Below are 19,421 nucleotides of genomic sequence, written 5' to 3'. Positions count from 1 at the left end.
GGCGAGCCACGCGCATGCGCCACTCCACGGCGCCGTTCGCCGTGCGGTCCGGCGAGGGCCCGGTCCTCGAGACACCCACCGGTGACTCGGTGACGGTGAAGGCCGACACCAGGAGCACGAACGGCTCGCTCACGATCCTCGAACTGCTGGTCGCGCCGGGGTCGGGGCCCGCGACGCACGTCCACCTGCGCGAGGACGAGGTGTGGTACGTGCTCGCCGGCGAGTTCCGGTTCAAGGCCGGCGACACCATGCACCACGCGTCGACCGGGGGCATGGCCTTCGGCCCGCGCGGCACGCCCCACGCCTTCCAGAACGTCGGCGCCGAGCCGGGGCGGCTGCTGATCATCACATCGCCGTCGGGGGTGGAGCGGTTCTTCACCCAGTTCGCCGCGCTTCCCGGCCCGGTGGACGCCGCGGCGCTCGGCGCCGTCGGCACCGCGAACTGGATCGAGTTCGTCGGCCCGCCACTGGCGGTTTCCCACCCGCGCTAACGCAGGTGGATCAGCCCCGCGTCCGTCGGCCGGAAGCCGCACGCGTCGAAGTAGAACGCGCGCAGGTGCGGCTCGAAGTCGACGTGGAGCCACTCGCAGCCCGCATCCCGCGCCCGGGCCGCCGCCAGCCGGACGACCGCCGTCGCGACCCCGCGCCGCTGGTAGGAGCCCCGGGTCTTGGTGTCGACCAGGAAGGCGTGGTCCCCTCCGTCCCACGCCACGTTCACGAACCCGACGAGGAGCCCTTCGCCGTCACGGGCGCCGACCCAGCCGAGGCTGTGCCCGCTCACCCTGCTCCACCAGCCGGCGACGGCATTGCCGCCGTGCGAGCGGACGAGGTCGACCATCTCCTCGTCCGTGATCGGGTCGCGCCAGGTGCAGGAGATCGCTCCGCTCATCCCGCCAGCGTCGCAGCGGGACCCCGTGATCGAGGTCAGCGCTTGACCGTGAAGTGCAGGTGCAGCACGCGGTCGCCCTGGACCACCTGGTCGGGATCGTCGAGGAGCACGGTGCCGGTGTGGCTGCCGAAGAAGCGCACCCCTTCGCCCAGAACCACCGGGACGACGTCCATCGCGACCTCGTCGACCAGCCCCGCCGAGAACGCCTGCCCCCCGAGATCGCCCGCGGTCACGTCGACGAGGCCGTCGCCTGCGAGCTCCTTGGCGAGCGCGATGCCGGCCTCGACGGAGTCGGCGGTGTGGAACGGTGCGTCCGGATGGGCGGCGAGCCACTCCTGCGGCAACGGCCGGTGGGTGACGACGACCAGCTCGTCCCCCGCGGCAGGCTTGCCGTCCCAGCCGTTGGTGGTGTCGAACAGGTGACGGCCGATCACCGTCACCTTGATCGCGTCCCAGATGGGCTGGAGGTGGTCGGCGGACGTCCGCGAGACGTGGAACGTCCAATCGCTCGCCGTGGCGCACAGCTCGGTGTCGCCGTTGAAGTACCAGTCGAACAGCGGCCCGACCGAGTCATCGGGGTAGGCGATGTAGCCGTCCACCGAGACCACCGCCTGCATCACAACCCTGGCCATCCCCGCTCCTCAGCTCTCGCGCCCATCCACAGCGTGCCGACGGCGACACGACGGGCGTGCAAGATCGAGAGGCTAGGTCGGGGACCGGTCGCGGCTCTTGCACGAAACGGCCACCCCGGATCGGGAGGCCCGAGCGAGCCGCCACACAGCCGCCCGGGGCCGCTGGCGGAAGCGGAGGGATTCGAACCCCCGAGTGGTTGCCCACTGCTCGCTTTCAAGGCGAGTGCATTCGGCCGCTCTGCCACGCTTCCGCCGATCAGGGTAGCTGCAGCGCCACCCCCGTCGCGGGGTGGTTCTGGCGGGCCTGCGCTCACCCTTACCGGCGAGCGGGAGCGACCGGCGACGGCCGATGTGGTGGGATCTGCGCGGGAGGGCACCATGCGGTTCGACGAGAACGCCCAGCTCGACACGTCGCAGATCGACGACCTGCGCGGCAGCGGGGGCGGGGGCGGCGGTATCGGCGGGCGGGTGGCTGTCGGCGGCGGCGGCCTCGGCGTCGTCGGCCTGATCGTGTACTTCCTGCTCAGCCAGCTCGGCGGCGGTGGTGCCGGCATCGACCTGGGTGGACTCACCGGGCTCGAACAGGGCCGGTCCGCGGACACGTCCCAGGCCGCCTCCAGCTGCCGCACCGGCGGGCAGGCCAACACCGAGCTGGACTGCGAGGTCGTCGCGGTCGTCAACTCGCTGGACGGGTACTGGAGCGACACCTTCGCCCGCTCCGGGATGACCTACACGGCGCCGCGCACCAACTTCTTCAGCGGCGGCGTGCGCACCGGCTGCGGCAGCGCGTCGGCGGCGGTCGGGCCGTTCTACTGCCCGGCCGACCACGAGGTGTACATCGATCTCTCCTTCTTCACGGAACTCGAGTCCCGCTTCGGGGCGGAGGGCGGTCCGTTCGCGCGGGCGTACGTCATCGCCCACGAGTACGGGCACCACATCCAGGCGCTGCTCGGCACGAGCGAACGCGTGCGATCGGGTGACACGGGACCGACGTCCGGTTCGGTGCGGCTGGAACTGCAGGCCGACTGCTACGCCGGGGTGTGGGCGAACCACGCCGAATCCGTGCCCACCGCGTCCGGGAAACCCCTCATCGTCGACGTGACCCAGGACGACGTGGCGGCCGCGCTCGACACGGCCGAGCGGATCGGCGACGACTACATCCAGAGCAACCTCGGCGGCGGCCAGGTGGACGAGAGCCAGTTCACGCACGGCACCTCGGCCCAGCGCGAGCACTGGTACACGACGGGATACAAGACTGGCGACCCGGCGCGGTGCGACACCTTCGCCCGCGGTGTGAACCTCGGCTAGAGCGAACGGCGCATCGGCTCGCCCTATGGTTGATCGAGGGCGATCGGGGAGCGCTCGCTGGGGACGTCGTCGCGGCGGTCGGGGCGCACGAAGGTGATACCCGGCCCGTCATGCACGTGGTGTCGTCCGAGGTGCACCACGCGTACCGGATCGCCGACCAAGGGGGAATGGTGGCCGAATGATCTCCGGGAGCGACCATTCGCCCGTGGTCACCGCTGCAGAGCAACCATCTGCCCTTGATCGCTGCGCTGGCCCCGGTTGCGACCCCGGCCCGGCGGGACCGCCTCCTGGCGGCGCCGCGCGCCCCATCGGGAAGGCCCCGGCCCGCCCGCGGTGCTGCCCATAGGGGCCACAGGGGTTCGGAGATCACGGATCGCGCAGCGACGCCGGAGGCGCCCTCGAGCTGCGGGGCCCTGCCCCGCACACTGCGCGGCGCCGCCAGGAGGCCCGGAGAAGGACCCCAGGGTCTTGCCCATGGGAATCGACCGTCTGGCGTGCGAGGGTGCCCGTTCACTCCGCGGCGGCTCACGTCGCGTCGAGCAGCCCACGGCAGGCGTCGAGGCCCTCGACCTCCAGCTTCCACTCCGGCCGCACGAAGCCCTCGGGGGTGAGCACCAGCCGTACCTCCTCTGCGCGTTGCCCGCGACGAGCGACCCAGGTGGTGCCGTCGGGGCGGTAGCCGAGGCGCGCCGAGACGCGGTGCGAGGCAGCGTTGTCGGTGAACGCGCCCGAGCGGGCCCGCACGGCGCCGAGGTGGTCGAACGCGAACGCGAGCACGGCCGCCCGCATCTCCGTGCCGAACCCGCGGCCCTGGTGGCGCATCCCGATCCAGGAGCCCGTGGCGACCTCCCGGACCACCCGGAACCCGGTGGCGGAGAGCCCTTGCACGCCGATCACCCGCCCGTCGAGGCGGACCAGGAAGTTGATCGTCCACCGGTCCGGGGCGAGCGCCGCGCGCACGCCCCAGTGGTACTGCAGCACGCGGCGGCCCAGCTCGTCCGGATCGGCGTCGGTCCACGGCACCATGAACGGCATCCGGTCGGGCGGGTGCACACCTCGGTGGGCCTCGCCGACGAGCTCCAGCAGCCCGGCGTCGTCGTCCGGGCGCAGCTCCAGGCGTGGCGTGCGTAACACGAGGTGGCGCGGTGGCCATGGTTCCGGTGGCCATGGTTCCGGTGGCCATGGTTCCGGTGGCGATGGTTCCGGGTGGTCCATGGAGCCACCTTGCCGGAGCAGCGTGCTCGCGCTCGACCGAATAGCGTCAGCCCCATGCATGCGATCACGGTGCGGGAGCCGGGCGGCCCGGATGTGCTCGAGTGGACCGAGGTCGCGGATCCGGTGGCGGGTCCGGGCGAGGTCGTCGTCGACGTCGCGGCGAGCGCGGTCAACCGGGCCGACCTGCTGCAACGCCAGGGCTTCTACCCGCCGCCGCCCGGGGCGTCGGACATCATCGGGCTGGAGTGCTCCGGCCGGATCGCAGCCCTCGGCGACGGCGTCGAGGGCTGGCAGATCGGCGACGAGGTGTGCGCGCTGCTCGCCGGCGGCGGGTACGCCGAGAAGGTCGCCGTGCCGGCGGCCCAGCTGCTGCCGGTCCCGCCGGGCGTCGACCTCGTGACGGCGGGCGGCCTGCCCGAGGTCGTGTGCACGGTGTGGTCGAACGTCGTGCACACCGGGCACCTGGCCGCGGGCGAGACGTTCCTCGTCCACGGCGGGACCAGCGGGATCGGGACGCACGCGATCCAGATCGCCAAGGCGCTCGGAGCCCGCGTGGCGGCGACCGCCGGCGCCCCCGACCGCATGGAGCGTTGCCGCGAGCTCGGCGCCGACATCGTGATCGACTACCACGACGACGTCCCGGCCCGGCTGAAGGAGGCCACCGACGGGCACGGCGCCGACGTCATCCTCGACAACATGGGCGCGAAGAGCCTGGCCGCCAACATCGACGCCCTCGCCCAGGACGGCAGGCTGCTGATCCTCGGCTTCCAGGGCGGCACGAAGGCCGAGATCAACCTCGCCAAGCTGCTGGCCAAACGCGGCAGCGTCACCGCGATGGGGCTGCGCGGCCGCCCGGTGGACGGGCCGAACGGGAAGGGCGTGGTGGTCGCGGGTGTCCGCGAGCAGATGTGGCCGCTGTTCGCCGACGGGCGGGTGACGCCGGTCGTGCACACCAGCGTGGCTCTGCCGGATGCCGGTGCGGCGCACGCCCAACTGGAGGCGGGCGGCGTCGTCGGGAAGATCCTGCTGCCCCTGACCTGACGCGGCTCGATACCGTGGTGGGGTGAGCCAGCCACAGCAGAGCAACGGGGACAACGGCGACCAGCAGGTGATGGTCATCGGCCCTGACGGGCGCCCGGTGGGCGTGGCGCGGGTCCCGCAGTCCGACGAGGACGGCGACGAGCAGGGAGTGGGCTCGATGGTCGAGCAACCGGCCAAGGTCATGCGTATCGGCACGATGATCAAGCAGCTGCTCGAGGAGGTGCGTGCCGCGCCGCTCGACGACGCCTCCCGCAACCGCCTCCGCGAGATCCACGAGAACTCGATAAAGGAGCTGGAGGACGGCCTCGCGCCCGAGCTGCGCGAGGAGCTGCACCGGCTCACCCTCCCCTTCACCGACGACTCGACGCCGTCGGACGCAGAGCTGCGGATCGCGCAGGCGCAGTTGGTCGGCTGGTTGGAGGGGCTGTTCCACGGCATCCAGACGGCGCTCTTCGCCCAGCAGATGGCCGCCCGCCAGCAGCTGGAGCAGATGCGCCGCGGCCTCCCGCCCGGCGCGGTCCCCCAGCCCGGCCAGGAGGGCGGGTTGGGCCGGGGAACGGGCCAGTACCTGTAGCCGAACGCCCGCGTGACCCGGTTCCGGACCGTGACAACCGCACCGCCCGGGACGGTTACCCGACCCGCCGGTACCCTCGCCTGGTGGCTCAGACGATGACCACCGGCGACGACCGGGCCGAGGGCGCCATCTCCGCCCGGCCCGTCGTGGCCGACGTCCCCGGCTCACGCAGCTGGCAGCGCGCGTTCGGCGACCTCGGGCAGGGCTGGAAACAGCGGCCCCTGTGGGGCTACTTGGGCTGGCAGGACATCAAGCAGCGCTACCGGCGCTCGGTGCTCGGCCCGCTGTGGGTGAGCATCAGCATGGCGGTCATCGCCACCGCGATGGGCATCCTGTACGGCGCGCTGTTCCAGATGGACCTCCCCACGTTCCTGCCGTACGTGGCCACGGGGCTCTTGATCTGGAACTTCGTGAACGGGTGCATCCTCGAGGGCAGCGAGGTGTTCATCGCCAACGAGGGCCTGATCAAGTTCCTGCCCGCACCGCTGTCGCTGCACGTCTACCGGCTGATCTGGCGGCAGACGCTGTTCTTCGCGCACAACCTGGTCGTGTGGGCGGTGCTGATGGTGATCTTCCCGCACCCGCTCGGCTGGTCGCTCCTGCTGGCGTTCCCCGCGTTCGCGTTCCTCGTGATCAACGGGGCGTGGATCGCCGTGCTCACGGGCATCGTCGCCACGCGGTTCCGCGACATCCCGCCGATCATCGCGAGCCTCACGCAGCTGCTGTTCTTCATGACGCCGATCGTCTGGCAGTACGACACCCTGTTGCGGAACCCGGCGGTGGCCGAGCGGGCGCGCATCGCCGAGCTCAACCCGGTGATGCACTTCGTGGAGATCCTGCGCCAGCCGCTGCTGGGCCAACCGATCGTCTGGCGGCACTGGTACGTCGTCGGCGTGATCACCGTGGTGGGGTGCGCCGCCGCGCTCGTCTTCCTCCGCAACTACCGCTCCCGCGTCGCGTACTGGGTCTGAGGGGCGCATGGTCAGCATCGACATCGAAGGCGCCGGGGTCGACTTCCCGATCTTCGACGCCAAGACCCGCTCGCTGAAGAAGGCCGTGCTCGGCCGCGCGGGCGGGCGGATCGGCACCGAGTCGAAGGTCCCGATCATCGAGGCGCTCCGCGACGTCACGGTGTCGCTGCGCCGCGGCGACCGGGTCGCGCTCGTGGGGCACAACGGCGCAGGCAAGTCCACGCTGCTCCGGCTGATGTCGGGCATCTACGAGCCCACCCGCGGGCGCGCGAGCGTCGTCGGCAAGGTGGCGCCGGTGTTCGACCTGGCGGTGGGCATGGACCCGGAGATCTCCGGCTTCGAGAACATCCTGATCCGCGGACTGTTCCTGGGCATGACGCGCAAGCAGATGGAGGCGCGGGTCGACGACATCGCCGAGTTCACCGAGCTCGGCGACTACCTGTCGATGCCCCTGCGCACCTACTCCACCGGCATGCGGGTGCGGCTCGCGCTCGGCGTGGTCACGAGCATCGACCCGGAGATCCTGCTGCTCGACGAGGGCATCGGAGCGGTGGACTCCGAGTTCCTCGCCAAGGCCAGGGACCGGCTCAACGAGCTCGTCGAGCGTTCCGGCATCCTGGTCTTCGCCTCCCACTCCGACGAGTTCCTCGCCGACCTGTGCGACACCGCGATCTGGATGGACCAGGGCACCATCCGCGAGCAGGGTCCGCTGCGCGAGGTGCTCCACCACTACAAGGGACGTGACGTGCTGGCCGAGATCGACGCCCGGTGAACTCCGCCCCCCTCCCGGCAGGTTCCGTCGTCGCGGTGGTGGTCACGCGCCATCGCAGCGAACTGCTCGCGGAGTCGCTCGCCGCGCTCTCCAAACAGACCCACCCGATCGCCCACCTGATCGTGGTCGACAACGGCCCGGACCAGCCGGCGCAGGCGGTCGTCGACAGCTGTGACCTGCCGTCGACCTGGATCCCGTCCTGGACGAACCTCGGTGGCGCAGGCGGGTTCGCCCTCGGGATGCTGCACGCGCTGGCCATGGGCGCCGACTGGATCTGGCTGGGTGACGACGACGGGCTGCCCGCCGACGAGTCCACCCTCTCGACGCTCGTCGACCTCGCCGAGCGCCGCCGCCTCGCCGCCGTCTCCCCGACGGTGGCCGACAAGGCCCACCCCGACCGGCTCGCCTTCCCGGTCCGGCGCGGCCTCACGTGGCACCGTTCCCGCGCCGAGCTCGCGGCCGACGTCAAGCACGGTGCCGACGACGAGCTGCTGCCCGGGATCGCGGCCCTCATGAACGGGGCGCTGTTCCGCGCGTCCACGCTGGACGTCGTCGGCGTGCCGGACCTGCGGCTGTTCGTGCGCGGGGACGAGGTGGAGGTGCACCGGCGGCTCGTGCGTTCGGGGCTGCCGTTCGGCACCTCGCTGCGGGCCGCGTACCTGCACCCGGCCGGTGGAGACGACGACAAGCCGATGCTGGGCGGCCGGCTGCACGCCCGCGACCCCGACGACCCGGTCAAGCGCTACTACACCTACCGCAACCGCGGTTTCCTGGTGTCCCAGCCGGGGATGCGGCGGGTCGGGGTGCTGGAGGTGCCCCGGTTCACCTGGTACTTCCTGGTGACGAAGCGCAGCCCGCGCGAGTTCCTGCAGTGGGCGCGGCTGGTCCGCCAGGGCCGGGCGGAGCGGTTCCGCCGTCCCTGATCAGGCGCTTCGATCAAGGGGCCGACAACCAGGCGTCGAGGCGACGGTCGTAGTCGGGTGCCACCCGCAGGCCGCGTCCCGCCGCCCGGGTGAGCCAGCCCAGCTCGATGAGCCGGTGGGTGAGCGCCGCGGGCAGCGCACCGGCCAGGTGCGGCCGCCGCCCCGTCCAGTCCACGCAGCTGCGGGCGAAGACGCGCCGCGTGCGGTCCAGCGGGTGCGGATCGACCCCGACCACCGTCACCAGCCTGCGGCCGGTCGGCGTGAGCTCGTGGTCCCGGTCGTCGATCAACCTCAGGGCGCCCGCCTCGAGCAGGCGGTCGCGCAGCTCGACCCCGCGCCGGCCTGCGAGGTGGTCGTAGCAGGTCCGCGCCTCGGTGAGGGTCTTCCCGGCGCGAACGGAGCGCAGCGAGCGCACGGGAGTGGCCGGGGCCAGCTGCGCCATGGCCTCGAGCACGGCGGCCACGCGCGGCCCGGCCAGCCGGTGGTAGCGGTGCCTGCCCTGCTCGTGCACGACGACCAAGCCGCCGTCGACGAGCCGGCGCAGGTGCCCGGTGGCGGTGGCCGGATGAACGCCCGCGCGGCGGGCGAGCTCGCCCGCGGGCAGCGCGTGCCCCTCGGCCAGCGCGGCGAGGATGGCGATCCGCGCCGGGTCGCCGATCAGCGTCGCGAGCGGTGCCAGGTCCCGGTCGAACATCCCACGAGGCTGCCACATCGACAGTTGGGTCCGGACCAAAGCGTTCGGTGCCTACTGTCGCACCCATGACCACTGCGGAACAGATCGAGCACATCTTCACCGCCTGGGACGACGCCCTCGGCGCCAAGGACCTCGACGCGGCGATGGCGCTCTACCAGCCCGACGCCACGTTGGAGAGCCCGCTCGTCTGCCACCTGCTGGGCACGACGGAAGGGGTGGTGCGCGGCCGGGAGAACCTGCGGCGCTTCGTCGAGAAGGTGTTCGCCAACCAACCGGCCGAGCGGCGTCGCCACCGGGCCGGCTTCCTGTCCGACGGCTCCCGGCTCACCTGGGAGTACCCCCGCGAGTCCCCCGACGGCGACCAGATGGACATCGTCGAGGTGATGGAGATCCGCGACGGGCTCATCGCCCACCACCGGGTCTACTGGGGCTGGGTCGGTGTGGGGATGCTCCTCGGCGGGGAGCACCCGAGGTGACGCTCAGCGGCGGAAGACCACCGTGCGGAGCATCACGAAGTTGATCGCGGTGGCCGTGCCCTGCGCGATCACCCATGCCACGCTCGTGCGGAACGGGAGCTGCGGCAGCACGGCGAGCATCAGCGCGTTCATGCCGATGTTGATGGCGAACGTGGTGCCGTAGAGCAGCACGAAACCGGCGAAGCGGGCGCGCCCACCCGCGGTGTCGGTGAATGTGAACCGGCGGTTGAGCAGGTACGCCGTGGTGGTGCCCAGGATGAAGCTGATGGCCTTCGCCAGGTGCACCCAGGTGCCGAGCGCGAGCAGGGCGTGGTAGCTGCCGAAGTCGACCAGCGCGGACAGCACGCCGACCGCGACGAACCGGCTCAGCTGCGCGGCGAGGCCGGGCCGGGCCGATGCGGGCTGGGTCGCGGTCACCGGTCAAGGGTATCGAGTGGCCGCGATCCGAGCCGCAAGTACCGCCAGCAGGCCGAATGCGGCGATCACCGCGCCGGCCACCGGCGGGGCGGTCACGCCGAGCGGGGTGTCGATCGCGAGCCCGCCGAGGTACGCGCCGGGCGCGGCGCCCGTGTTCGTCGCCGAACCGCCGGCCGCGGCCGCGAGCAGCGGCGCGCCGGCGGCCTGGTCGATCAGCCGCGTCGTGAACGGCACCACCATCGCGAACGCGCCCGCCCCGTCGACCACCAGCAGGGCCGTGGCCACGGCGTGGCGGTGCCGGGCGGGCTCCCCTCGCCGAGCGTGCGGACGCGGGCCGCCGCGCGGCCGCGAAGAGGCCACCGGGCCCGGCCAGCTGGTGCACCGGGGGAGCCTGGTCACCGCCGAGCGGCGACGTGCCGGCCACCGCCGTGGGCGCGGGGCGGCCCAGCTCGCGGGACGTCGCGAGCGCGGCCGCGGCCGGCGAGGCCCGGACCAGCGCCGACCGCAGCGACGTCGAGCGGATCGCGGCGGCGGCGCGTTCGACGCCGAGTTCGCACGCGGCGCGGCCCTCGACGTCGATGCCGCCGTTCAGCGGCCGGGGGGAAGATGGGCCGGATGACGACCACCGACTCCGCCGTACGCTCCCTCGCCGACGACCACGTCCGCCGGCTCGCCGACCTCGACACCCGCGTGGCGACGTCACTCGGCACGCACCCCGGCGACGACCGGGTGCCCGACCTGTCCCCCGGCGGCCAGGAGGCGCTCGACGAGCTGGCCCGCGCCACGCTCACCGCGCTGGCGGCCGCCGACGTGGCCGATGACGACGACCGCCGCTGTGCGCGGCTGCTGCGCGAGCGGCTCGAGGCCCAGCTGGCGGCGAGCGGCGCCGGGGAGCACCTCCGCGCGGTCCGCAACATCTTCGGACCGCACGCGCAGGTCCGGCAGCTGTTCGAGCTGATGCCCACCACCACCCCGGACGACTGGGCGGTGGTCGCGCGCCGGATGGCCAAGGTGCCGGAGGCGTTCCGCGGCTACGCCGCCGGCCTCGCCGAGGGGTCGCGGCGCGGGCTGCACGCTGCGCCGCGACAGGTGGAGACGGTCGTTGGCCAGCTCGACGCGTGGCTCGCCGGCGAAGGCGGCTCCTGGTTCCACTCGTTCGCGGCGAAGGCTCCGGACGGCGTCTCCGAGGCGGTGCGCTCCGACCTGGCGGGCGCGGCGGACGCCGCGGCCACCGCCACCGGATCGCTGCGCGAGTACCTCGCCGGCACCTACCTCCCGGCCACGGCGGGCACGCCGGACGCCGTCGGGCCCGACCGGTACCGCCTCGGCGCCCGCCTCTCCACCGGCGCGGACCTCGACCTGGCCGAGGCATACGCCTGGGCATGGGAGGAGCACCAGCGCATCGACGCCGAGATGCGGCGGGAGGCCGATGCCGTGCTGCCCGGGGCCGATCTCCGCACCGCGATCCGTCACCTCGACGAGAACGGGCCGGCGGTCGAGGGCGTCGACGAGGTGCGCGCCTGGCTGCAGCGGATGATGGACACGGCGATGACCGAGCTGGACGGAGAGCACTTCGACATCGCGTCCCCGGTGCGCGCGGTCGAGGCGATGATCGCCCCGCCGGGCAGCGCCGCGGCGCCGTACTACACGCGGCCGTCGATGGACTTCTCCCGCCCAGGCCGCACCTGGCTGCCGACGATGGGTGCCACCCGGTTCCCGCTGTGGCAGCTGATCAGCACCTGGTACCACGAGGGCGTCCCCGGGCACCACCTGCAGCTCGCGCAGTGGACCCACCTCGCCGACCGGCTCTCGACGTACCAGACCTCGGTGGGCGCGGTGTCCGGGAACATCGAGGGCTGGGCGCTCTACGCCGAGCGCCTCATGGACGAGCTGGGGTACCTGACGCTCCCCGGGGCCCGGCTCGGCTACCTCGACGCGCAGCAGATGCGGGCGGTGCGGGTGGTGATCGACATCGGCATGCACCTGGAGCTGCAGGTGCCCGCCGACTCCCCGCTGTACGCGGGCGAGACCTGGACGCCGGAGATCGCACGCGAGTTCTTCGGCGCGTACTCCGGGCGGCCGGACGCGTTCCTGGACAGCGAGATCGTCCGCTACCTCGGCTGGCCCGGCCAGGCGATCAGCTACAAGCTCGGGGAGCGCGCGTGGCTCGCCGGCCGGGAGGCGGCGCGGGCGGCCCGCGGCGCCGGCTTCGACCTGAAGGCGTGGCACGCCGCCGCGCTGTCGCTGGGCAGCCTCGGCCTCGACGACCTCACCGACGAGCTCGCGAAGCTGTAGCGTCGCGGGGTCGGCGCCGGGGCCACCCCGGTGATCAAGGGCAAATGGTCGCTCTCAGAGATCATTTGACCACCATTTCCCCTTGATCAGCGATTCGGTGCGCGTCCGGCGGCACCGGCCGCAGAGGCTCGCGAGGGCAGAGCCGCCCCACCGCCTGACACGACCTCGGACCCCCGACGGACTAACGACCGGGACCACCAGACACCCGTACTTCGAGCCCGTCCAGGATGAGCTCGAGCCCGAACCGCCACCCGTTGTCCGCCGACCGGCCGGACCGGGTGGCGCCGAGCACGGCCGCGTAGTCACCGTTGCGCTGTGCGAGCCGCTCGTGCAGCGAACCGGCGCCGTTGCCGGGGGTCCACGGCTGCGTGCCGGACATCGTTGCGGTCAGCGTGTTGCGCACGTGGGCGCACAGCAGCAGGACTGCGTCCATCTGCTGGGGGCCTGCGAGCCCGGCCTCGGCGAGCACCGCGACCGGGCACTCGATCCAGGCGACCTCGCGCGGGCCCATCGCCCGGTCCCCGACCGTGGCCTGGGGCAGCCAGGGGTGGCGCAGCCAGTTCTCGCGCAGCAGCCCCGCCCACTCCTCGATCCGGGAGCGCCAGCCGGCACCGGTCAGCACCGGCGGCTCGCCGACCGCGGCCTCGATCGTGACGGCGAGCAGCTGCGCCTTGCCCGCCACGTACCGGTACAGCGCCATCTTCGTGACACCGAGCGCCTCGGCCACCCGCTGCATGGACACCGACTCCAGCCCGTCGGCGTCCGCGATCCGCACGGTCGCGTCGGCGATCGCCGCGATGGAGAGCGACGGCCGCGGCCCCCGGCTCGGCCGGCTCGGCGTGCCCCACAGCAGCTCGATGACCTGCCCCACGTCGTCGTCCATCCGCTCTCCGATCGGGTCTTGCCGTAAACAGTATCCGGCCGATACGGTTTCCGCTGGACACAGTACCGCATCCAGAACCCGACCGAGGAGAAGATCGTGGGATCCATCAAGTCCAGCCTGTTCATCTCGCTCGACGGCGTCATCGAGTCGCCCGAGACCTGGCACTTCGACTACTTCAACGACGAGATGGGGGCCGCCGTCGGCGCGCTGATGGACAACGACGGGATGCTGCTGGGCCGCAGGACCTACGACGGCTTCGCCGAGTACTGGCCGACAGCCGATCCCGAGGACCCGATCACCGGCCAGATGAACGGCGCGCGCAAGTACGTCGTGTCGAACACGCTCACCGAGGCGACCTGGGAGAACTCCACGATCGTCAGCGGCGATGTCAAGTCGGAGCTGACGAAGCTCAAGCAGGACGTGAACCTCGGCACGACCGGCAGCGCGGTACTGGTCCGCTGGCTGCTCGAGCAGGAACTGGTCGACGAGCTGCACCTGCTGGTGCACCCGCTCGTGGTCGGGAAGGGCCAGAGGCTGTTCGCGGACGGGGCGAAGGTGCCGCTGAAGCTGCTCTCGGCCACCCCGTTCACGACCGGCGTGGTGCACATGGTCTACGGCCCCGCCACGAGTTGATCGGGACGACGGGTCAGAAGTAGCGGCCCGCGATGCGGTAGCGCCGCCGCACCGTCACCGATCCCATCCCGGCCCGGCCGTGGACCACGAAGTGCAGCACGCCGGGCCGGGGTACCGACGGAACGCTGCTCTTCACCGTGCCCATGCTCGCCACGACGTCGTCGACGTTGGCGGTGGACTCGTCGGGTACGAGCAGCTTGGCCGACCCCGCGCCCAGGTCGACCTCGATGTCCACCACCGGGTGCGGGATCACCGTGTCGCAGAAGTCGAGCACGACCGAGCCCATCGCGCTCTGCAGGCGAAGCCGCGCCGGCACGTCCCACGTGCCGCTGCGCTTGATCGTCGACATCCCGGCCCGCAGCACCACCGGCGGCGCGTCGGCCGGCACGGCGATCGCGGGGCGGGCGGCGATCGCGTCGGGGTCCGGCAGGTCGGTGAACGGGGGGCGCAGGTCGGCCTCGTAGCGCGCCGCGTAGACCACCGCGAGCCGTTCCTCCAGCTCGCTCAGCGTGATCCGGCCCTCGGCGAGGGCCTGGTGCAGCCGCTGGGCGGCGCGCTCGCGGTCCGCATCGGAGATGCGGAATCCCCGGGACTCGGACGACGGCTCGCTCACGTCCCGAGCCTAACGGCGCCGGCCCGACGCGGCGCGGCCGCGATCCAGGGCCTGGCGCTACCCTGGCCCGCGATGCCGCAATCCACGAGCCTGCGCGGTTGGGGACGTACCGCGCCCACCACCGCGACGGTGCTGCTCCCCCGGTCCCCCGACGACGTGTCGGCCGCGATCGAGCGCGCGGGGCCCCGCGGCGTCATCGCCCGCGGCCTCGGCCGTTCCTACGGCGACCCGGCGCAGAACGCGGGCGGCACCGTGCTGGACATGACCGCGCTCGCCACGATCCACTCCATCGACGCCGAGAGCGGCCTCGTGGACCTGGACGCCGGCGTCAGCCTCGACACGCTCATGCGCGCCGCGCTGCCGTACGGGCTGTGGGTGCCGGTGCTGCCGGGCACCCGGCAGGTCACGATCGGCGGTGCCATCGGCGCGGACGTGCACGGCAAGAACCACCACACCAAGGGCAGCTTCGGCAACCACGTCCGCTCGATCGACCTGGTCACGGCCGACGGCTCGGTCCGCAGGCTCACGCCGGACGGGCCGGACTCCGAGCTGTTCTGGGCCACCGTCGGCGGGATGGGCCTCACCGGAGTGGTCGTGCGCGCCACCGTGCAGCTGCACCGCACCGAGTCGGCCTACTTCGTGGTGGACACCGACCGCACGGCCGACCTGGACGAGCTGATGGGCCTGCTCACGGACGGCTCGGACGACACGTACGGCTACTCGGCGGCCTGGTTCGACACCACCACGACCGGCGCGCAGCTGGGCCGGGCGGTGCTCACCCGCGGCTCGCTCGCCACGGTGGACCAGCTGCCGCCGAAGCTGCGCAGGGACCCGCTGAAGTTCGACGCGCCGCAGCTGCTGTCGTTCCCCGACGTGTTCCCCAACGGCCTCGCCAACCGGTACACGCTGAGGGCGTTCAGCGAGCTGTGGTACCGCAAGGCGCCGAAGCGCCAGCGTGGCTCGATCCAGAACATCACGGCCTTCTACCAGGTGCTCGACCTGTTCGGCGACTGGAACCGCGTGTACGGCTCGCGCGGCTTCCTGCAGTACCAGTTCCTCGTGCCGTTCGGCGAGGAGGCGACGTTCCGCCGGATCGTCGAGAAGATCGCCGCATCGCCGCACGCGTCCGGGCTCAACGTGCTCAAGCGGTTCGGGGATGCCAACCCGGCGCCGCTGTCGTTCCCGCAGCCGGGATGGACGATCACGGTCGACTTCCCGATCGCGCGCGGCCTGCACCGCCTGTGCGAGGAGCTCGACGCACTGGTGCTCAGCGCGGGCGGGCGGTTCTACCTGGCGAAGGAGTCGCGGGTGAGCGCGGCGACCTTCCGGCGCGGCTACCCGCGCTTCGACGAGTGGCGCAAGGTGCGCGACGCCGTCGACCCCGAGGGGGTCTTCGCCTCCGACATGTCCCGCAGACTGGAGCTGACGAAGTGATCGACACCTGGAGCGCAGCCACATGATCGACGCCGTGGGCAACCCGCAGAGCATCCTGCTGCTCGGCGGCACCTCCGACATCGGCCTCGCGGTCGTGGAGGCGTTCGCGGGCGACCGGCCGCTGCGCGTGGTGCTCGCCGCCCGCCCGACGGAGCGGCTCGACGCCGCCCGCTCCCGGCTGGAGGCCCGCGGCTGCGCCGTGGAGATCGTCCCCTTCGACGCCGAGGCCTTCGACACCCATGCCGACGTGGTGCGCAAGGCGTTCACCGGCGGAGACATCGACGTGGCGGTCGTTGCGTTCGGGGTGCTCGGCGACAACGAACAGGCCTGGACCGACATGTCCCAGGCCGTGCGCCTCGCCCAGGTGAACTACACCGCCGCGGTGTCGGTGGGCGTCGCACTCGCCGAGCGGATGCGCGAGCAGGGGCACGGGTCGATCGTGGCGTTCTCGTCGGTGGCGGGCGAGCGCGCCCGCCGTTCGAACTTCGTCTACGGCTCGACGAAGGCCGGGCTCGACGCGTTCTACTACGGCCTCACCGAGGCGCTGCGTCCGCACGGGGTCACCGTCACCATCGTGCGGCCGGGCTTCGTGCACACCCGGATGACCGAGGGGAAGCGGCCTGCCCCGCTCGCCACCACGCCCGAGGCCGTCGCGGCGCTGACGGTCGACGCGGTGCGCAGGCGGCGCGAGCTGATCTGGGCGCCCGGGGCGTGGCGGTTCGTGATGAGCGCTCTGCGGCACCTTCCGCGCGCGGTGTTCCGCAGGCTTCCCATCTGAGGGTGTCGAGGACCCCGCTGCAGCTCCGACCTGTCCGTGCAAGCCCAACCGGATAGGAGCGAACCGACGTGAAGTACATGCTCATCATGCAGCTGAACCCGGCAGCCTTCGACGCGCTCACCGAGGAGCAGCGCACCGAGATCATGGAGGGCCACCAGGCCTTCATGGACACCGTCAGTGCCTCCGGCGAGATGGTCGGGACCCACGCCCTGGGCGAACCGGCCCGGAGCGCCGTGGTGCGGGTGCGCGACGGCGTGCCGGTGGTGACCGACGGCCCCTACCTCGAGTCCAAGGAGTTCATGGGGGGCTACTACATCGTGGACTGCGCCACCCGCGACCGAGCACTGGAACTGGCCGCCCTGATCCCCGACGCCGGGATCGAGGGCCTGGGCATCGAGGTCCGGCCGATCGTCTTCTCGGCGGGCCCGGCCGACTGAGGACGTCAGCAAAGCCACTTTCATGACGCCTGGCGTCGTGAAAGTGGCTTTGCTGACATTTCCCCGCGCTCCCCGCCTGGTCAGAAGCCGGCGTGCAGGTACCCGGCCCGGATGTACTCGGCGCGCTCGTAGTCGGCCCAGAGGTCCATCTCCCTGCGGTGCGCCGCCCGCCGGTGCTGGGCGTCGACCAGCGCGGCGGCGAGCGTCGCGGGGCGCAGCGCCGACGCGGCGTGCCGGGGCTTCGACGAGGACTCGTCGGACCAGCCCGCCACGCGCGCGTGGGCCTGCCGCTTGGCGGCGAACCGGGCGGCGGCGGTGGCCAGCGCGCCGTCCGAGGAGGCGGCGACGTCCGGCAGGGCGACCGGGCGGGCCCGCAGGATCCGGAGTGCGATCGCGACGCGCAGCGGCAGCCGCTCGACGGCCGGGGCGAGCGCCCGCAGCCGGGTTCGGCTCGGCTCCTCGACGAGGTGGTAGGTCAGCGCCGCGACCCCCGCGGAGGACAGCAGCACGGCCACGCCGACGACGTGGGCCTGCACGGTCTGCGGCGCCAGCCAGTGCGAACGCTCCAGCGCGAACCAGTACACCTCGAAGAGCGGGATGTGCACGAGGTAGAGGCCGTAGGACAGCCGCCCGCCGTAGCCGAGTGCACGGGTGGACAGCAGCATCGCCGGGCCGCGGTCGGCCACCGCGAGGGCGGCGACGAGCACGGGGAACAGGAGGATCACGGCGCCGCCGCGGCCGGGCCCCGCGAGCTCCCCGAGCAGCAGGCCCACGACGATCACGACCGGCAGCACGACCGCGGCGGCCGACGCGACCTGCCGGGCCGCCGACGTCCAGCGCAACCTGCGGACGACCAGGTACGCCAGCGCGCCCGCCCCGAAGCCGCACAGGATGCGCACGAGCCAGCTCCACGGGAAGTACGGGCTGCCCGTGGCGAGGTACGCCCACGTCATCGGGAGCATCAACAGCAACGAGCCGCACGCGAGCACCACGACGGGCAGCGTGCGCATCCGGTGCAGCACGAGCGCGGCCGCCGGGAAGAGCAGGTAGGCGAGCCACTCGGCGCTCGTCGACCAGGTGGAGCCCACCCACGAGGCACCGTCGAAGTAGGCGTCGTCCCAGAGCTGCACCAGTACGAGCTGCTGCAGGTACTGCCCGACGTCGAGCACGGGCTGCACGGGCTGGAACGCGATCGCCCCGTCGGTGGCCATCGTCGCGCGCACGATCAGCCACGCCCCGAACACGTGCAGCACCAGCAGGTACACGGGCCACAACCGGACCGCGCGCGCCCACAGGAACCGGGCGGTGGCCCTGACCCGCAGGGCGGGACCGAGCCTGTCGAGGTAGGTGTGGGCGATCACGAACCCGCTCAGCACGAAGAACAGGTCCACGCCGAGGGCGCCCGAGGTGATCAGCGGCCCCAGTGCGCCGACCACCTCGGCCACCCCCGGGAGCGGGGTGAAGTGGAAGTGGAACAACACCACCCACACCGCTGCGACCGCACGCAGGCCCGTCAGGCCCCGGAATTCACCGGAGGACGCCGCTGGAGTACCGGATGGGGTGGCCGTGGGGCGCGTGCTCGTCACGCTCGGGAAAACGAAGCCTGGCTGACCAGCGGTGCGAGTGACACCCGGAACGTACCGGCTTGGCCGCTGGCCTCACGGAGCGTTCCTGCCCTCATCACCCGTTCGAGTGGAGAATCGCGGGTGCCCGGCGCGCCTCTCGCCCGGCTGCGGGCACGGCCTGCTACCAGGCGTCGAGGTGCAGCACGGTGTCCAGGGGCTCGCGCGGCGCCGGCCGGAACGTCTCGCCGGTGTAGTACGCGGTGGGCAGCAGCACGCCCTGCCGCACGTCCCCCGGGATCCCGAGCAGCTCCGCGATCTCCCGCTCGTAGGCGAGGTGCAGGGTCGTCCATGCGGAGCCCAGCCCGCGGGCGCGGGCGGCCAGCTGGTAGCTCCAGGCCGCCGGGAGCAGCGATCCCCACAAGCCCGCCTGGTTGCCGGCCGGCAGGTCGGCCCCGGCCGTGATGCACGCGAGCACGAGCACGGGCACGTCGCCCATCCGCTCCGCGAGGTGGTCGGCCGAGGTCGCCACCCGCGCCCCGACGGCCTGCCGCTCGGCCGAGAGCTTCGCGTTCCGCGCGGCCCGCTGCTCGCTGTAACTGTCGTACGACCGCTTGTAGTAGTCGCCGATGGCGCGGCGCCGGTCCGCGTCCGTGACGACGACCCAGTGCCACGTCTGCGCGTTGCTCCCGGTCGGTGCCTGCAGCGCCACCTCCAGGCACTCGCGGACCAGCTCGATCGGCACCGGACGGTCGAGGTCGAGGCGCTTGCGCACGGAGCGGGTGGTGGTCAGCAGCTCGTCAGGGCCGAGTGGGAGCGTCATGCCCCGATCATCCCTCGCGCGGCCCTCACCCGGACGTGTTGCCGCGGACAC

The 19,421-nt window shown here is 72.5% G+C and carries 23 protein-coding genes and 1 tRNA gene; 13 read left to right on the top strand and 11 right to left on the bottom strand.

The genetic code is table 11. The annotated features are described in order from the left end of the window. The first annotated feature begins 14 nt into the window (after positions 1 to 14). Positions 15 to 491, top strand: coding sequence for a cupin domain-containing protein (locus tag ABEA81_RS21925; RefSeq protein ID WP_345607135.1), 477 nt, complete (start codon positions 15 to 17; stop codon positions 489 to 491). Here ABEA81_RS21925 and ABEA81_RS21920 read toward each other — a convergent pair. The 3 genes from ABEA81_RS21920 to ABEA81_RS21910 all read right to left on the bottom strand — a co-directional run bounded on the left by ABEA81_RS21920 (position 488) and on the right by ABEA81_RS21910 (position 1,772). Continuing rightward, positions 488 to 889, bottom strand: a complete 402-nt coding sequence (locus ABEA81_RS21920; protein WP_345607134.1) for a GNAT family N-acetyltransferase — start codon at positions 887 to 889, stop codon at positions 488 to 490. The genes ABEA81_RS21925 and ABEA81_RS21920 overlap by 4 nt on opposite strands. A gap of 35 nt (positions 890 to 924) precedes the next feature. Next, positions 925 to 1,521, bottom strand: coding sequence for a dihydrofolate reductase family protein (locus ABEA81_RS21915; protein WP_345607133.1), 597 nt, complete (start codon positions 1,519 to 1,521; stop codon positions 925 to 927). A 163-nt stretch (positions 1,522 to 1,684) separates the two neighbouring features. Next, positions 1,685 to 1,772, bottom strand: a tRNA-Ser gene (locus ABEA81_RS21910). Between the two features lie 127 nt (positions 1,773 to 1,899). On the opposite strand from ABEA81_RS21910, the gene ypfJ reads away from it, so the two are divergent. Beyond that, the gene (gene ypfJ, locus ABEA81_RS21905; protein WP_345607132.1) at positions 1,900 to 2,829 is read left to right on the top strand and encodes a KPN_02809 family neutral zinc metallopeptidase; all 930 of its coding nucleotides are present in this window, start codon (positions 1,900 to 1,902) and stop codon (positions 2,827 to 2,829) included. A 525-nt stretch (positions 2,830 to 3,354) separates the two neighbouring features. Here the strand turns inward: ypfJ and ABEA81_RS21900 are convergent. Next, positions 3,355 to 3,963 (bottom strand): GNAT family N-acetyltransferase, encoded by a 609-nt coding sequence (locus tag ABEA81_RS21900; protein ID WP_345607131.1) that lies wholly within the window; start codon positions 3,961 to 3,963, stop codon positions 3,355 to 3,357. Positions 3,964 to 4,098: 135 nt separating this feature from the next. On the opposite strand from ABEA81_RS21900, the gene ABEA81_RS21895 reads away from it, so the two are divergent. From ABEA81_RS21895 to glfT1, 5 genes are all read left to right on the top strand, one after another. After that, positions 4,099 to 5,085: an NAD(P)H-quinone oxidoreductase gene (locus ABEA81_RS21895; protein WP_345607130.1), complete on the top strand. Its 987-nt coding sequence runs from the start codon at positions 4,099 to 4,101 to the stop codon at positions 5,083 to 5,085. 70 nt (positions 5,086 to 5,155) lie between these two features. Then, the gene (locus tag ABEA81_RS21890) at positions 5,156 to 5,659 is read left to right on the top strand and encodes a bacterial proteasome activator family protein (RefSeq protein WP_345607215.1); all 504 of its coding nucleotides are present in this window, start codon (positions 5,156 to 5,158) and stop codon (positions 5,657 to 5,659) included. Positions 5,660 to 5,754: 95 nt separating this feature from the next. Beyond that, positions 5,755 to 6,630, top strand: coding sequence for a galactan export ABC transporter permease subunit Wzm/RfbD (gene wzm, locus ABEA81_RS21885; protein WP_425570634.1), 876 nt, complete (start codon positions 5,755 to 5,757; stop codon positions 6,628 to 6,630). Positions 6,631 to 6,637: 7 nt separating this feature from the next. Then, positions 6,638 to 7,402 (top strand): galactan export ABC transporter ATP-binding subunit Wzt/RfbE, encoded by a 765-nt coding sequence (gene wzt / locus ABEA81_RS21880; protein ID WP_345607128.1) that lies wholly within the window; start codon positions 6,638 to 6,640, stop codon positions 7,400 to 7,402. After that, positions 7,399 to 8,325 (top strand): galactofuranosyltransferase GlfT1, encoded by a 927-nt coding sequence (glfT1, locus tag ABEA81_RS21875; protein WP_345607127.1) that lies wholly within the window; start codon positions 7,399 to 7,401, stop codon positions 8,323 to 8,325. Before wzt ends, glfT1 begins: the two co-directional genes overlap by 4 nt. Before the next feature lie 13 nt (positions 8,326 to 8,338). Here glfT1 and ABEA81_RS21870 read toward each other — a convergent pair whose 3' ends face one another. After that, complete coding sequence (locus ABEA81_RS21870) at positions 8,339 to 9,019, bottom strand: ArsR/SmtB family transcription factor (protein WP_345607126.1); 681 nt, start codon at positions 9,017 to 9,019, stop codon at positions 8,339 to 8,341. 65 nt (positions 9,020 to 9,084) lie between these two features. Between ABEA81_RS21870 and ABEA81_RS21865 the strand changes: the two genes are divergently transcribed. Beyond that, entirely contained in the window at positions 9,085 to 9,495 is a 411-nt protein-coding gene (locus ABEA81_RS21865; protein WP_345607125.1) for a nuclear transport factor 2 family protein, read from the top strand. A 3-nt stretch (positions 9,496 to 9,498) separates the two neighbouring features. On the opposite strand, the gene ABEA81_RS21860 is transcribed toward ABEA81_RS21865, so the two are convergent. Together ABEA81_RS21860 and ABEA81_RS21855 are read right to left on the bottom strand one after the other, a co-directional pair. After that, positions 9,499 to 9,912 (bottom strand): GtrA family protein, encoded by a 414-nt coding sequence (locus tag ABEA81_RS21860; protein ID WP_345607124.1) that lies wholly within the window; start codon positions 9,910 to 9,912, stop codon positions 9,499 to 9,501. Positions 9,913 to 9,915: 3 nt separating this feature from the next. Further along, complete coding sequence (locus tag ABEA81_RS21855; RefSeq protein WP_345607123.1) at positions 9,916 to 10,197, bottom strand: hypothetical protein; 282 nt, start codon at positions 10,195 to 10,197, stop codon at positions 9,916 to 9,918. 330 nt (positions 10,198 to 10,527) lie between these two features. Between ABEA81_RS21855 and ABEA81_RS21850 the strand changes: the two genes are divergently transcribed. Next, on the top strand, positions 10,528 to 12,207 hold the full coding sequence (locus tag ABEA81_RS21850) for a DUF885 domain-containing protein (RefSeq protein ID WP_345607122.1): 1,680 nt from the start codon (positions 10,528 to 10,530) through the stop codon (positions 12,205 to 12,207). Positions 12,208 to 12,388: 181 nt separating this feature from the next. Here the strand turns inward: ABEA81_RS21850 and ABEA81_RS21845 are convergent, their stop codons facing one another. Beyond that, positions 12,389 to 13,090: a TetR/AcrR family transcriptional regulator gene (locus tag ABEA81_RS21845; RefSeq protein ID WP_345607121.1), complete on the bottom strand. Its 702-nt coding sequence runs from the start codon at positions 13,088 to 13,090 to the stop codon at positions 12,389 to 12,391. A gap of 96 nt (positions 13,091 to 13,186) precedes the next feature. Between ABEA81_RS21845 and ABEA81_RS21840 the strand changes: the two genes are divergently transcribed. Next, positions 13,187 to 13,723, top strand: coding sequence for a dihydrofolate reductase family protein (locus ABEA81_RS21840; protein WP_345607120.1), 537 nt, complete (start codon positions 13,187 to 13,189; stop codon positions 13,721 to 13,723). A gap of 13 nt (positions 13,724 to 13,736) precedes the next feature. On the opposite strand, the gene ABEA81_RS21835 is transcribed toward ABEA81_RS21840, so the two are convergent. Beyond that, a complete protein-coding gene (locus tag ABEA81_RS21835) occupies positions 13,737 to 14,336 on the bottom strand; it encodes a DUF1707 SHOCT-like domain-containing protein (RefSeq protein WP_345607119.1) in 600 nt (199 codons plus the stop codon). Positions 14,337 to 14,408: 72 nt separating this feature from the next. Between ABEA81_RS21835 and ABEA81_RS21830 the strand changes: the two genes are divergently transcribed. From ABEA81_RS21830 to ABEA81_RS21820, 3 genes are all read left to right on the top strand, one after another. Further along, positions 14,409 to 15,770 (top strand): FAD-binding oxidoreductase, encoded by a 1,362-nt coding sequence (locus ABEA81_RS21830; protein WP_345607118.1) that lies wholly within the window; start codon positions 14,409 to 14,411, stop codon positions 15,768 to 15,770. 22 nt (positions 15,771 to 15,792) lie between these two features. Next, complete coding sequence (locus ABEA81_RS21825; RefSeq protein WP_345607117.1) at positions 15,793 to 16,548, top strand: decaprenylphospho-beta-D-erythro-pentofuranosid-2-ulose 2-reductase; 756 nt, start codon at positions 15,793 to 15,795, stop codon at positions 16,546 to 16,548. A 68-nt stretch (positions 16,549 to 16,616) separates the two neighbouring features. Further along, on the top strand, positions 16,617 to 16,985 hold the full coding sequence (locus tag ABEA81_RS21820) for a YciI family protein (protein WP_345607116.1): 369 nt from the start codon (positions 16,617 to 16,619) through the stop codon (positions 16,983 to 16,985). 80 nt (positions 16,986 to 17,065) lie between these two features. Here the strand turns inward: ABEA81_RS21820 and ABEA81_RS21815 are convergent, their stop codons facing one another. Further along, positions 17,066 to 18,571 carry an acyltransferase family protein gene (locus ABEA81_RS21815; RefSeq protein ID WP_345607115.1) on the bottom strand — a complete coding sequence of 502 codons (1,506 nt, stop codon included), beginning with the start codon at positions 18,569 to 18,571 and terminating at the stop codon, positions 17,066 to 17,068. A gap of 160 nt (positions 18,572 to 18,731) precedes the next feature. Beyond that, entirely contained in the window at positions 18,732 to 19,370 is a 639-nt protein-coding gene (locus ABEA81_RS21810) for a nitroreductase family protein (RefSeq protein ID WP_345607114.1), read from the bottom strand. Positions 19,371 to 19,421 lie beyond the last annotated feature (51 nt).

The organism is Pseudonocardia adelaidensis, from assembly GCF_039543345.1.
Lineage (GTDB): Bacteria > Actinomycetota > Actinomycetes > Mycobacteriales > Pseudonocardiaceae > Pseudonocardia > Pseudonocardia adelaidensis.
The sequence above is the reverse complement of the archived record's forward strand: the minus strand, read 5'-3'. Positions and strand labels throughout refer to the sequence as shown.